Annotated in this window: 13 protein-coding genes; 10 read left to right on the top strand and 3 right to left on the bottom strand. The window is 61.3% G+C overall.

Features of this window, described 5'->3' with window-relative positions:
- Positions 1-21: 21 nt before the first annotated feature.
- Complete coding sequence (locus tag ACTG1P_RS09090; RefSeq protein ID WP_440001062.1) at positions 22-426, bottom strand: GFA family protein; 405 nt, start codon at positions 424-426, stop codon at positions 22-24.
- A gap of 37 nt (positions 427-463) precedes the next feature.
- Positions 464-1510, bottom strand: a complete 1047-nt coding sequence (gene torT / locus ACTG1P_RS09085) for a TMAO reductase system periplasmic protein TorT (RefSeq protein ID WP_440001061.1) — start codon at positions 1508-1510, stop codon at positions 464-466.
- A gap of 70 nt (positions 1511-1580) precedes the next feature.
- Between torT and torS the strand changes: the two genes are divergently transcribed.
- The gene (gene torS / locus ACTG1P_RS09080) at positions 1581-4403 is read left to right on the top strand and encodes a TMAO reductase system sensor histidine kinase/response regulator TorS (RefSeq protein ID WP_440001060.1); all 2823 of its coding nucleotides are present in this window, start codon (positions 1581-1583) and stop codon (positions 4401-4403) included.
- Positions 4404-4451: 48 nt separating this feature from the next.
- Here the strand turns inward: torS and ACTG1P_RS09075 are convergent, their stop codons facing one another.
- Positions 4452-4736: a hypothetical protein gene (locus tag ACTG1P_RS09075; RefSeq protein ID WP_005358446.1), complete on the bottom strand. Its 285-nt coding sequence runs from the start codon at positions 4734-4736 to the stop codon at positions 4452-4454.
- Positions 4737-5060: 324 nt separating this feature from the next.
- On the opposite strand from ACTG1P_RS09075, the gene glyA reads away from it, so the two are divergent.
- The 9 genes from glyA (at position 5061) to ACTG1P_RS09030 (ending at position 12874) form a co-directional block, all read left to right on the top strand.
- Positions 5061-6314: a serine hydroxymethyltransferase gene (gene glyA, locus ACTG1P_RS09070; RefSeq protein ID WP_005338884.1), complete on the top strand. Its 1254-nt coding sequence runs from the start codon at positions 5061-5063 to the stop codon at positions 6312-6314.
- 150 nt (positions 6315-6464) lie between these two features.
- The gene (gene nrdR, locus ACTG1P_RS09065) at positions 6465-6914 is read left to right on the top strand and encodes a transcriptional regulator NrdR (RefSeq protein ID WP_005338880.1); all 450 of its coding nucleotides are present in this window, start codon (positions 6465-6467) and stop codon (positions 6912-6914) included.
- A 199-nt stretch (positions 6915-7113) separates the two neighbouring features.
- A complete protein-coding gene (gene ribD, locus ACTG1P_RS09060) occupies positions 7114-8223 on the top strand; it encodes a bifunctional diaminohydroxyphosphoribosylaminopyrimidine deaminase/5-amino-6-(5-phosphoribosylamino)uracil reductase RibD (protein ID WP_440001059.1) in 1110 nt (369 codons plus the stop codon).
- A gap of 55 nt (positions 8224-8278) precedes the next feature.
- Positions 8279-8932 (top strand): riboflavin synthase, encoded by a 654-nt coding sequence (locus ACTG1P_RS09055; protein ID WP_440001058.1) that lies wholly within the window; start codon positions 8279-8281, stop codon positions 8930-8932.
- Between the two features lie 149 nt (positions 8933-9081).
- The gene (gene ribBA, locus ACTG1P_RS09050; protein WP_416033210.1) at positions 9082-10191 is read left to right on the top strand and encodes a bifunctional 3,4-dihydroxy-2-butanone-4-phosphate synthase/GTP cyclohydrolase II; all 1110 of its coding nucleotides are present in this window, start codon (positions 9082-9084) and stop codon (positions 10189-10191) included.
- Positions 10192-10467: 276 nt separating this feature from the next.
- Positions 10468-10938 carry a 6,7-dimethyl-8-ribityllumazine synthase gene (gene ribH, locus ACTG1P_RS09045; protein ID WP_005338866.1) on the top strand — a complete coding sequence of 157 codons (471 nt, stop codon included), beginning with the start codon at positions 10468-10470 and terminating at the stop codon, positions 10936-10938.
- A 14-nt stretch (positions 10939-10952) separates the two neighbouring features.
- A complete protein-coding gene (gene nusB / locus ACTG1P_RS09040) occupies positions 10953-11366 on the top strand; it encodes a transcription antitermination factor NusB (protein WP_005343514.1) in 414 nt (137 codons plus the stop codon).
- A gap of 57 nt (positions 11367-11423) precedes the next feature.
- Complete coding sequence (gene thiL / locus ACTG1P_RS09035; protein ID WP_440001057.1) at positions 11424-12383, top strand: thiamine-phosphate kinase; 960 nt, start codon at positions 11424-11426, stop codon at positions 12381-12383.
- Positions 12380-12874 (top strand): phosphatidylglycerophosphatase A family protein, encoded by a 495-nt coding sequence (locus ACTG1P_RS09030; RefSeq protein ID WP_440001056.1) that lies wholly within the window; start codon positions 12380-12382, stop codon positions 12872-12874. Before thiL ends, ACTG1P_RS09030 begins: the two co-directional genes overlap by 4 nt.
- Positions 12875-13316: the final 442 nt, after the last annotated feature.

Raw genomic sequence — 13316 nt, 5'->3', positions numbered from 1 at the left:
CTTGACCTGTTTGACCGGGTATCAGACCGGCGGGCGGGTATCAAATTGCGGGCAGTCGTCGCCAATCTGGTGCCAGGGCGCCTTGGAGCCGACAAAGATGTGAAACGCGGGCCGCTGGCTCGGCACATCGTCCAGTACCCCAAGGCGCAGGTTGATCTTGCCGCTGCTGCTCTTCTGGCTGAACAGGCTGGAGCCGCAGTGACCACAGAAGGCCAGGGTGGTCTCTGCCGATTTCCGGTAGCGGCCGATGGCCTCTTCCCCCTTTACGATGGTGACCTTGTTGCCATCCAGTCCGCCGACCGAGGCGTAATCTCCCCCTGAAAACTTGCGGCATTCGCTGCAGTGACAGTTCCCCATATAGTCGAACTGATCCGGCAGGGTTAGGGCGACGGCGCCGCACAGGCTGCTGGCATGTAACTCTTTCATCTCTTCTCCTTGAGTGTGCTGATCGGATTTGGAACGGCTATTCGACCCGATAGACGGGGCGAAAAGCGCCCTCCGAGAGGGAATCTGCGGGGTCGGCCAGCGGTGCAGAAAGCGTCAGAATGGGTGGCCCCATCACCCGCGGACACTGCTCGGCACTGGCATCAGGGTGTTGCAGCAGGCAGACCGCCTGAGCGACCGCAAGGCGTCCCTGCAGCCGCATCTGATCGCTGTTGGCGGCGAGGATCTTGCCCCGGCGCAGGCCCCGCTGTACCCCGTGGCTGAAGTAGGTGCTCAGCACCTGAGGCCTGTCGAGATGGCGCTGCGCCAGCTCGTTTACCGCCACTTCGGCGGCGATGGCGCCCCCCACCAGATAGTCGAGGTCGGGATAGCGGGCCAGCGTCTGCTGCACCAGCGTGCGCTGGATTTCCCGGCTGTTGTCGCCGCGTTCGGTGGTGACCAGCTTGATGGCGCTCCCCTTGATGGCATCGGCAAAGCCAGGTTCGACAAAGTTGTTGCCACCGCTTGCCTGCGGGCCGGGGAAGAGGGCGACCGAGACCGGCTTGCTGCTGGCGGGGTGGCGCTGCGCCAGCCAGTGGCCAATCTGCCAGCCCATCTGGTACCAGGAGACACCCACCTTGGCCTGCACCAGACCGCTGGGCAGATCGTTGACCAGCCCAAAGAGCGGCAGCGGCGTTGCCTTGAGCGCCTCGCTCAAGCCCTGATAGCTCACCGCGCCGAGCAAGATGGCGTCGCTCCCTTCCTGCACGCAGCGCTGCAACTGCTGGCGCTGCTCGGCGAGGGCACCGTAACCCCCCGCTTCGTGGATCTGCAACTTGACTCCCAGCCGCTTCGCCTCGTCCACCATGCCCTGATTGACCGAAAGCCAGTAGGCGTCGCGCAGGTGGGGGTAGAGGGCACAGAGGGTCAGCGGTTTGGTTGCGGCGGCGGGTTCCGGCCACTGCTGGCGCAGCGGCTGGCCGCTGAATTCGCCGCCGGGCCAGATATCGACCGCAAAGGCGAGGGCGGCGCGGGGAAGCGTGAGCAACCACATGAGCAACAACGGGGAGAGATAGACGCTTCGCATGGCCAGGGGTTTTGTTAAAGTGTTGGGCCATATTATCCGGTCAAAGCCGACCACAACCAAGGGACTTCCCGTGAGAATCTTTTCCGGCCTGGGTGGCAAGTTGCTGCTGGCCTTCTCCTTGATGGCATTACTCACACTGAGTGCCTCCCTGCTGGGTTGGGTGGGGCTTAGCCATCTGCGCCAGTTGGAGCAAGGGGTGCAGCAGACCTTGGCCGATCAGGAGCTGGCCCGCACGCTCTCTCGCCTCAGCGGCGAGATCCAGAGCGCGTCGCGGCTGCTGGCCACCGCAACCAGCGAGCAGGAGCGGGAGCATCAGGGACGCTTGCTCACCCTGCAGGGGCAACAGCTGCAGCAGGTGCTGGCACAACTTGGCCGTGGCCAGGGTTCCACAAGCCTCGATCAGCTCAGCCAGAGCATCATCGGCAATCTGGGTCAGCAGGGCTGGCTGGTGGGAGAGCGACTGACCCTGATGGTACAGGGCGAGGCGCAGCGGGCCCGTCTGGTGGCGGCGGCCGGACAGATCGCCGAGCTGGCGCGCAGCCAGATGGAGAACGCCGAAACCGTGATGGTGGCGGGATTGGGTTCCCTCTACCAACAGCAAGGTGCGCAGGCGGCCCGGACGCTGGATCGTTTGCTGGAGCAGGATCTCGACTGGCTGGAGCAGATGACCGAGCTGCGTCATCGCACTTTGATGCAGCAGCAGCGTATCGAGGAGATGTGGCGCAGCGAACGGCAGGAGCAACTGCAAACACTGCTGCACGATGGGCAACGGGAGCTGGCCATCTTGCAACTGCGGGCCGGGGCGGTGACTGATCCGGCCCGCCGGCAGGCGGTGGAGCAGGCGCTGACCGTGCTGGCGCAGAGCGACAAGCTGGTGCAACTGCGCAGCGACTGGCTCGGCAAGGGAGAGGCGCTGCGGGTGCTGGCCAATGCCAACGAAGCCTTGATGAGTAGTCTCAACCAGCAGGTCGGAGAGCTGGTCAGCCGTGCCCGCGATTCGCTGGGGCAGAGCCAGCAGGCGCTAAGTCAGCGCCTCAGGCTGCTGGAGCAGGCGCTGATGGCCATTGGCCTGCTCACCCTGCTACTACTGATGCTGTTGATGTGGCGCATGGTCTACGGCCGGATCGTCTGGCCGCTGCAACGGGCGGTGGCGGGGATGAGCCGGTTGGCGCGCGGGGATCTGGCTCTCCTTGAGCCGATCGCCAGTACCGGGCGCGATGAGCTGGCGGAGTTGGGGCGGGCCCTGCAGGTGTTTCGTGACAATGCGGTGGAGCTGGGCCGATATCAGCGCGAGCTGGAGTCGCGGGTCGAGGAGCGCACCGGCCAGCTCAGCCACGCCAACGAGCGGCTCAATGAGGAGGTGGAGAAGCAGCGGCAGGCCCGCGCCGAGGCAGAGCAGGCCAACCGGGCCAAGTCGGTGTTTCTCGCCACCATGAGCCACGAGATCCGCACCCCCATGAACGGCATCCTGGGCGGTCTGACGCTGCTGGAAGATACCCACCTCAGCGATACCCAGCAGCGCTATCTGGCCGCCATCGAGCACAGTGGCGAATCCCTGCTGGAGATCCTCAACGACATTCTCGACTACTCCAAGATCGAGGCGGGCCATGTAGAGGCGCGCCGCGAGCCCTTCCCCCTGTTCCAGCTGGTGGATGAGCTCAGCGCGCTGTTTCGGCCAAAGGCGACGGCCAAGGGGGTCACCTTGGCGCTGGAATATGCCCCCGGGCTGGCGCCTGTGGTCGAGGGGGATCTGGGCAAGCTGCGCCAGGTGCTCGGCAATTTACTTGGCAATGCGGTCAAGTTTACCGCCCGTGGCCAGATTACCCTGACGGTGGCACCCCTTGTCTGTAAGGGCCCTTGTGCCGAGCCCTGCATCCGCTTCGTGGTGCGCGATACCGGCCCCGGCATTCCGGCCGATGAGCAGGAGGCGGTATTCGAGGCGTTTCGCCAGCGCAAGCGTGATATAGGCCATCAGGGCGGCACCGGGCTGGGACTGGCGATCAGCCGCAAGCTGGTGGCCGCCATGGGGGGAGAGCTTATCCTTGCCAGCGAACCGGGCAAGGGGTGTGAATTCAGCTTCAGTTTGCCGTTGCAGCGCTCGAGCGCCCAACTGCCCGCCGAGGCGCAGCCGCTGCATCTTGGCCAGTCCCGGGACATCCTGCTGGTGGAGGATAACGAGATCAACCGGCTGGTGGCGCACGGCATGCTGACCCGCCTTGGCCATCGCGTCACCCTGGCGGAGGATGGTCGCAGTGCACTGGCGCTGGTGACCGAGCGCCCCTTCGAGCTGGCGCTGCTCGATATCAATCTGCCAGATATGGACGGCATGACCCTGCGCGAGGATCTGGCCGCCATCAGTGAGGAGATGCATGAACGGCAGCTGCCCGCCATCGCCATCTCGGCCCAGATGTATCCGGAGGATATCCGCCACTGCCTTGCCGCCGGGTTTGTCGATTTTGTCGGCAAGCCGGTACGGCTGGCGGTGCTGGCGAACGCCATCGATCAGCTGTTTCGGCAAGAAGGCGCCGCTATCGAGCCGCCTGTGCAGCTAGCTGCCGCGCCCTCGACTAACCAGCTCGAGTGGGCCAATCCGGTGCTGGACGCCGATCTGCCCCTGCTCGGCATGGCGCGGATCCGCCAGCTGGTCGCGCTGTTTGAGTCGCAAGGGCGGGTGTTGGTGGATAAGTTGGTTCAGGGTGAGGGAAGTGAGCAACGTCAGCTGGCGCACAAGCTAAAGGGGAGTGCGCTGGCGCTGGGGTTGACCGAATTTGCTAGCCATTGCGCAGCCCTTGAGGCGGGAGGTGGTGAGCCTGCGGCAATCGGGGCGCAATTTGACGCGGCGGTGAGCGGGTTGCAGCAGTGGCTGGTGGCCAACAGGGATTCGCCGTTCTGATCCCTGCTGGCGATGCACAACGTTCAGAGGAGGCCAGCCCCTGCGCTGTTATTCGATCTCCCGAAACAGCACCTGCTTGCACTTGGCACAGACCCATTCCCGGCGAAAATCGGTCAGGTGCACCATTCCTACCTCCAGCAACTCGTGGTGGCCGCAGTGATAACAGAAGATGATATCGCCATCGACTGATTCAGGGTGGGCCGCCAGATAGTCGGCTTTGGTGGGGAGTTGATCCCACGAGGTGGTGGGGACATGCTTGCGTTGGCTGGTGTAGTAGACCCAGTAGAACAGAAAAAAGACAGCCAGGATCACGAATGTCAGCAGATGGTCCATCTTGAACTCCTCCGGTTAGGTGCAGCCCCTCGGATGCATGGCTGCAATCAGCTCCATCATCATTAAATTTGTTTCGAATGAATATGTTACAGGATGGATAAAGAGGGCGTTGTGATCCCCTTCGGGTTTTGCCCGCCCGCAGCGGGATGAAAAATGTGCCGTTTGGCGGAGCGGCCAGGGTATTGAACGGGGAGGGAATCTTGTTTTTTACAACATAAATTCAACATTTTTTTAGGTGGTTGGACTGTCTCTTTGATCCAGCTCACGTTACAATGCCCGCGCCCACTTCACCTAACGCGCAAACGATTTTCAGGAGAGAAACGGATGTTGAAACGTGACATGACCATCGCCAATTATGATCCGCAATTGTGGCAGGCCATCACAGACGAAACCCGTCGTCAGGAAGAGCACATCGAGCTGATTGCGTCTGAGAACTACACCAGCCCCCGAGTCATGGAAGCCCAGGGCTCCCAGCTGACCAACAAGTACGCCGAAGGTTACCCCTCCAAGCGTTACTACGGTGGTTGCGAGTATGTGGATGTGGTCGAAACCCTGGCTATCGAACGCGCCAAAGAGCTGTTCGGTGCCACCTACGCCAACGTGCAGCCGCACTCCGGCTCCCAGGCCAACAGCGCCGTTTACATGGCTCTGCTGCAGCCGGGCGACACCGTACTGGGCATGAACCTGGCCCACGGCGGTCACCTGACCCACGGCTCTCCGGTCAACTTCTCCGGCAAGCTCTACAACATCGTGCCTTACGGTATCGATGAGTCCGGCAAGATCGACTACGACGACATGGAACGTCAGGCTGTCGAGCACAAGCCGAAGATGATGATCGGTGGCTTCTCTGCCTACTCCGGCATCGTTGACTGGGCCCGCATGCGCGAAATCGCCGACAAGGTCGGTGCCTACCTGTTCGTCGACATGGCCCACGTGGCTGGTCTGATTGCCGCTGGCGTCTACCCGAACCCGGTGCCCCACGCTCACGTGGTCACCTCCACCACCCACAAGACCCTGGCCGGTCCGCGCGGTGGTCTGATCCTCTCCGCCGCTGACGACGAGGAGCTCTACAAGAAGCTCAACTCTGCCGTCTTCCCGGGTGGTCAGGGTGGCCCGCTGATGCACGTCATCGCCGGTAAAGCCGTTGCCTTCAAGGAGGCGCTGGAGCCGGAGTTCAAGACTTATCAGGCTCAGGTCGTGAAAAACGCCAAGGCGATGGCTGCCACCTTCATCGAGCGCGGTTACAAGATCGTCTCCGGCGGCACCGACAACCACCTGATGCTGGTTGACCTGATCGGCCGCGAGCTGACCGGTAAGGATGCTGACGCTGCGCTGGGCAAAGCCAACATCACCGTCAACAAGAACTCCGTGCCCAACGACCCGCGCTCCCCGTTCGTCACCTCCGGTGTGCGGATCGGTACCCCGGCCATCACCCGCCGCGGTTTCAAGGAAGCCGAGTCCATCGAGCTGACCCACTGGATCTGCGACGTACTGGACAACCACGACAACGATGCCGTGCTGGCCACCGTACGCGAGAAGGTGCTGGATATCTGCCGCCGCTTCCCGGTTTATGGCTGATAAGTCAGACCGTTCGGTTTGAGACCAATGCCACCCTCGGGTGGCATTGTTTTTTATGGCTTTTACCGGTTTTGGATGGCCGTGCTACACTGGCCGACCTAGATCCTGGCCCGTCAGGCCGGTCCCTGTTCCATTAACGCCGGAGGTCCGATGCATTGCCCATTCTGTAGTGCGGTTGATACCAAGGTGATCGATTCCCGTCTGGTGGCAGAAGGCCATCAGGTGCGCCGCCGTCGTGAGTGTCTGCTCTGTCACGAGCGTTTTACCACCTTCGAGATGGCCGAGCTGGTGATGCCCCGCGTCATCAAGTCCAACGGTTCCCGCGAGCCGTTCAATGAAGACAAGCTGCGTGCCGGCATCCTGCGGGCGCTGGAGAAGCGGCCGGTGAGCATGGAGGCCATCGAAAAAGCGGTCAACCATATCAAATCCCGCCTGCGTGCCACCGGCGAGCGCGAAGTCGCCTCCGAGCTGGTGGGCAATCTGGTGATGGATGAGCTTAAGAGTCTGGACAAGGTGGCCTATATCCGCTTTGCCTCCGTCTATCGCAGCTTCGAAGATATTCGCGAGTTTGGCGAAGAGATCGCCAAATTGGAGAAATGATGGTATCGGACGGGCAAGTGGATATCCGCTTCGCCCCTCTCTACCTCAGGACACGCAGATATTCGCGAGTTCGGCGAAGAGATTGCCAAGCTGGAGAAGTAAACCGCCATTCTCACCCATGTTGCCGCGTCCGATTACGCTGCGCTAATCGAACCTACGATACTGCGTAAAGTCGAGATGTGTTGTCAAAGGAGCCCGAATGTTTAGTCAAGATGATTACCAATGGATGAGTCGGGCCCTCGAACTGGCCCGCCGCGGCCGCTACACCACGGCCCCCAACCCCTGCGTCGGCGCCGTGCTGGTCAAAGATGGCGTGGTGGTTGGCGAAGGGTGGCATCAGAAGGCGGGTGAGCCCCATGCCGAGGTCTACGCCCTGCGCGCCGCCGGTGACAACGCCCGTGGCGCCACCGCCTATGTAACCCTCGAACCCTGCTCCCACCACGGTCGTACTCCCCCTTGCGCCGAGGCGCTGATCAACGCCGGAGTGGCCCGGGTGGTGGCGGCCATGGTTGACCCCAATCCCCAGGTGGGTGGGCGTGGCCTGCGGATGCTCTCCGAAGCGGGGATCAAGACAGATTTCGGCCTGCTGGCGAGCGAAGCCGAAGCGCTCAACCCGGGCTTTTTCAAGCGGATGCGTACCGCCTTCCCGCGGTTGACCGTCAAGCTGGGAGCCAGCCTCGATGGCCGCACCGCCATGGCGAGCGGCGAGAGCCAGTGGATCACCTCCCCCGATGCGCGTCGCGACGTGCAGCGACTGCGGGCCCGCCACGATGCGGTGCTCTCCAGCGCCGAAACCGTGCTGGCCGATGGCGCTTCCCTGACCGTGCGCTGGGACGAGCTGCCCCCCTCGGTCAAGGCGAGCTACCCCAAAGAGACCCTGCGCCAGCCGCTGCGGGTCATCGTCGATTCGCAAAACCGCCTCACACCCGACTTGCCGCTGTTCCAGAGCGAGAGCCCGGTGCTGCTGGCTCGCCACAAGGCGTCCGGCGAGTGGCCCGAGTGGGTGCAGCAGTTGGAGCTGCCGCTGCTGGATGGCAAGCTGGATCTGGTCAGCCTCTTCATGCTGCTGGCCAAGCAGAATGTCAACTCGGTACTCATCGAGGCGGGCCCGCGGCTCTGCGGCGCTCTGCTGGAAAAAGGGCTGGTGGATGAGCTGGTGCTCTATCAGGCGCCCAAACTGATGGGCGACGAGGGGCGCGGCCTGTTCCATCTGCCGGGCCTGACCCGGCTGTTCCAGGCCCCCAAGCTCGCCATCAAGGATGTGCGCATGGTGGGGCCGGATATTCGCATTACCGCCAAAATAGCCTGATTTATCAATGTTCAAGGGGGCATAATCAGCCCCCGTCATCAGCAAGGTGATCTGCATGTTTACCGGAATTATCGAAGCGGTGGGAACCTTGGCCGAACTGCGCCGTCAGGGCGACGATATGGCCATCACCGTCCACGCCCCGGGCCTGGATTTTAGCGACGTCAAACTGGGCGACTCCATCGCCACCAACGGCGTCTGCCTCACCGTGGTGGCGCTGGGCGACAAGAGTTATACCGCCGACGTGTCGCTGGAAACCCTCTCCCGTACCGGTTTTGCCGCCGCCAGAGTGGGCGATCGGGTCAACCTCGAGAAGGCGCTGATGCCCACTTCCCGTCTCGGCGGCCATCTGGTCTCCGGCCACGTAGACGGGGTAGGGGAAGTGAAAAGCGTCTCCAGCAGCGGCCGCGCCATCGAGTACTGGATCAAGGCGCCGGGGGAACTCTCCCGCTACATCGCCGAGAAAGGCTCCATTGCGGTGGATGGCATCAGCCTCACCGTCAACGCGGTGCAGGGGGACCTTTTCCGCCTGACTATCGTGCCCCACACCGCGCAGGAGACCACCATCGCCAGCTGGAAACCGGGTCACAAGGTCAACCTCGAGGTGGATCAGATCGCCCGTTATCTGGAGCGACTGATGATGGGTAAACGTCAGGAGAGCAGCGCCTCGACCCTGACCATGGAGACACTGGCCAAGGCCGGTTTTCTCTGATGGTGTGCGCTGAATCTGGCCACCAAAACGATTTTCTGTGATCCCGCTCTGATTGAAATGGAGCCGCTAGCCCCAATCTAGAGCAACATACACTCGCATTTGCGTTGAGCCTGCGGGCTCAACCCCCAAGCACACTGATGGAGTAGCCCATGGCGCTGAGCACAACCCAGGAAATCATTGCCGATATCAAGGCTGGCAAGATGGTGATCCTGATGGATGACGAAGACAGGGAGAACGAAGGGGACCTCATCATGGCCGCCTCCTGCGTCCGTCCGGAGGATATCAACTTCATGGCCCGCTACGGCCGTGGCCTCATCTGCCTGACATTGACCCGGGATCGCTGCAAGCAATTGGCGCTGCCGCTGATGGTGGATCGCAACAATGCCCAGTTCTCCACCGCCTTTACCGTCTCCATCGAGGCGGCAGAAGGGGTGACCACAGGTATCTCAGCCGCCGATCGTGCGGTGACCGTGCAGGCCGCTGTGGCGCCCAATGCCAAGGCGGCCGATCTGGTGCAGCCGGGCCACATCTTCCCGCTGATGGCTCAGGATGGCGGCGTGCTGACCCGTGCCGGTCACACCGAAGCGGGTTGCGATCTGGCCCGTCTGGCCGGTTTCGAGCCTGCCGCCGTCATCGTCGAGATCCTCAATGAAGATGGCACCATGGCGCGCCGCCCTGATCTGGAGCTGTTCGCCGAGGAGCACGGCATCAAGCTTGGCACCATCGCCGACCTCATCGAGTACCGCAACCAGCACGAGACCACGGTCGAGAAGGTGGCCGAATGCAAGCTGCCCACCGAATTTGGCGAGTTCGACCTCATCACCTTCCGTGACACCATCGACAATCAGGTGCACTTCGCCCTGAAAAAGGGTGAGGTACAGGCCGACCAGCCGACGCTGGTGCGCGTCCATCTGCACGATGTGCTGAGCGATCTGCTGTTGACCGACCGCCATGCCGCCCGCAGCTGGCCGCTGCCCAAATCCATGGCCCGCATCGCCGACGAGGGCGGCGTGCTGGTGATTTTGGGGGCGGAATCCCATGGCGCCGAGCTGCTGGCTAGGGTCAAGGGTTTTGAAGCCGCCGACAAGGGGTTGGCACCGGAAGGAGCCAAGTGGCAGGGCACCTCACGCCGGGTTGGCGTGGGCTCCCAGATCCTCAAGGCGCTCGGCGTGAGCAAGATGCGCCTGCTGAGCTCGCCGAAGAAGTACCATGCCCTCGGTGGTTTTGGTCTGGAAGTGGTTGAGTACGTCGGCGAGTAAAGTTCCACCAGAGAAGTACCATCCTCTTCCGGGTGGTTTCGGTCTGGAAGTGGTTGAGTACGTAGGCGAATAAAGTTCCACCAGAGAAGTACCATCCCCTTCCGGGTGGTTTCGGTCTGGAAGTCGTGGAATTTACCGGCGAGCAAGTGCGCCGGACTGGTTACATCGCGATCATGGCCGTCTATTGCGGCCATGGTTTTTGTCGTGGGTCTGTTGTGCTAGAATGTGCGCACTTTTGACTCCGGCCCTTTTGATTGCACAGATACAGGATTTCCAATGAAGGTTATCGAAGGAAATATCGCCGCTCCTGAGGCGCGCGTTGCTATTGTTGTTGCCCGTTTCAACAGCTTCATCAACGACAGTCTGGTGAACGGCGCGGTGGACGTACTGAAGCGTCAAGGTCAAGTGCAGGACAGCAACCTGACACTGGTAAAAGTGCCGGGCGCGGTTGAAATGCCATTGGTCATCAAGAAGCTGGCCAAGAGTGGTCAATACGATGCCATCGTGGCGGTCGGTACTGTCATCCGTGGCGGCACCTACCACTTCGACCTGGTGGCAAACGAGAACAGCAAGGGCATGGCCCAGGTAATGATGGAATATGAAATTCCCGTTGCCTTCGGTGTGCTGACCACTGAAAACATTGAACAAGCCATCGAGCGTGCAGGTACCAAGGCGGGTAACAAGGGTGCAGAGGCTGCACTGGCAGCGCTCGAAATGATCAACGTCCTGAAAGAACTGGACGTGTAACGAGGAGAAGTACATTGAAACCGTCTGAGCGCCGTAAAGCCCGCCATTGCGCCACCCAGGCCATCTACCAGTGGCAGATGACCAAGGCTAACGTGGGTGACATCGAAGAGCAGTTCAAGATCGATCAGGACACCAAGGGTGTAGACCTGAACTATTTCCGCGATCTGCTGTTCGGGGTAGCCCTCCACTGCAGCGAGCTGGACAAGGTGTTTGCACCTTTTCTCTCCCGTCCGCTGGAAGAAGTGGACATGGTGGACAAGGCGATCCTGCGTCTGGCGACCTACGAGCTGACCCGTCGTGATGATGTACCGCCGCGCGTGGTCATCAACGAAGCGATCGAGCTGGCCAAAGCTTTTGCTGCCGATGACAGCCACAAGTTTGTCAACGGTGTACTGGACAAGGTGATCAAGTCGCTGAACAAGCGTTGATCCTGCTGTCCGTCAGCATCTAAGAGAGGAGCCAGCTTATTGCTGGCTTTTTACTGTATGGGTGAATTTGAGCTGATTGATAAGTACTTCAAGGTTCCCCACGCCCGCAAGGACGTGGTGATGGGCCCTGGAGATGACTGTGCCCTGCTGACCCTGCCCCCCGATACCCAGCTGGCGGTGAGCACCGACACTCTGGTGAGCGGCGTACACTTCTTTCCCGACATGGATCCGGTGGATCTCGGCTACAAGGCGCTGGCGGTCAATCTCTCCGATCTCGCCGCCATGGGGGCTGAGCCGCGCTGGGTGTCGCTGGCGCTGACCCTGCCTGCCATCAACGAAGGCTGGGTCGCCGGTTTTGCCGAAGGGTTTCTGGAGCTGGCCGAGTATTACAATGTGGCGCTGGTGGGCGGAGACATGACCCGCGGGCCGCTCTCCATCACCATCTCGGTGAAGGGGTCGGTGCCTGCCGGGCGCGCCCTCATGCGCAGCGGTGCCAAAGCGGGTGACGGCATCTATGTGACCGGCACTCTGGGAGATGCCGCGCTGGCGCTTTCCCACCTGCTGGGCAAACGCACCCTCAACGAGAACCAGCTGGCGGCCGTGCTGCCACGGCTCGACCACCCCCATCCCCGCATTCTGGCCGGTCAGGCCCTGCGCGGGCTGGCGGGCAGTGCGCTGGATCTCTCCGACGGTCTGGCATCGGATCTCGGCCATATCCTCAAGGCCTCCGGCGTGCGGGCCCAGATCGATCTCGATCTGCTGCCGCTCTCGCCGGTGCTGCAGGATGCGGTGAGCGAGCAGGAGGCGTGGCAACTGGCGCTGGCCGGTGGCGATGACTACGAGCTCTGCTTCACCGTGCCGCAGGAGCATCACGGTGCGCTCGATACCGCGCTGGCCCACAGCGGGGTCAAGTTCAGCCGCATCGGCCGCATCGTGGCGGGCGAGCCGGGCATCGACTACCAGCGTGGCGACCAAGCGGTCGAGCTGCAACTGAAAGGGTGGGATCACTTCGCATGAGTTTGTTCAGGATAAAGCCCGAGCTGACACGACTGGATCTGAAAAATCCGCTTCATTTTTTGGCGGTGGGGTTTGGTTCCGGTCTCAGCCCCAAGGCGCCGGGCACCATGGGCACCCTGGCGGCGATTCCGCTCTATCTGCTGGTGAGCGGTCTGCCGACCTATTGGTTTATCGCCTTGCTGGCGGTTGGGTTTGTGGTCGGTATTCGTATCTGCCAGAGCGCCACCGATGCCATCGGCATGCCGGATCACGGCGCCATCGTCTGGGACGAGGTGATCGGCTTTGGCGTCACCATGATCGCCGCGCCAGCCGGTTGGGAGTGGGTGGTGGCGGGCTTCGCGCTGTTCCGGTTGTTTGATGTGCTCAAGCCCTGGCCCATCTCCTGGTTTGATCGCCGGATCCACGGTGGCCTGGGCATCATGCTGGACGATCTGATCGCCGCTCTGTTCGCCCTCATTTGTATGCAATTACTGGCATTCTGGCTCGGTTGAGAGCCATCTTCCGGGGGATGACCATTCTGGCATCCCCCGATTTATATCTGCTTAATTTTCATTCATCGGCATATGCTGCCGTTTATCATCCCTTTCACATAAATATTCACTACTCATTCGGGGCTGGTGATTGTTTTGGAAATAGTGATAAATGCTGCTTGTTGCGTTGTTGTTGAAATTAAAGTAATGATACCAATAGATGTACGGACGCACCGGCCATTTGTGTGACGAAAATCATCATTTATCTCTGCCGAATTGGTGGTTATCTGCACAAAACATTGCGGAATTGTATAACTCAATCATTTACACCCGTGGTCAAACCGTCTAAGTTACTCGCGGGTTATTCCAAAAAAATGCAAAAAACCCGCCCGGATCGCTGGTTTCGCTGCCTCATGGATTGAGCAAATATTGCCCAAGGTAACAACCGGCATCTGCGGCTGAT

This window comes from Aeromonas sp. 11P, assembly GCF_051920165.1.
Taxonomy (GTDB): domain Bacteria; phylum Pseudomonadota; class Gammaproteobacteria; order Enterobacterales; family Aeromonadaceae; genus Aeromonas; species Aeromonas veronii.
The sequence above is the reverse complement of the archived record's forward strand: the minus strand, read 5'-3'. Positions and strand labels throughout refer to the sequence as shown.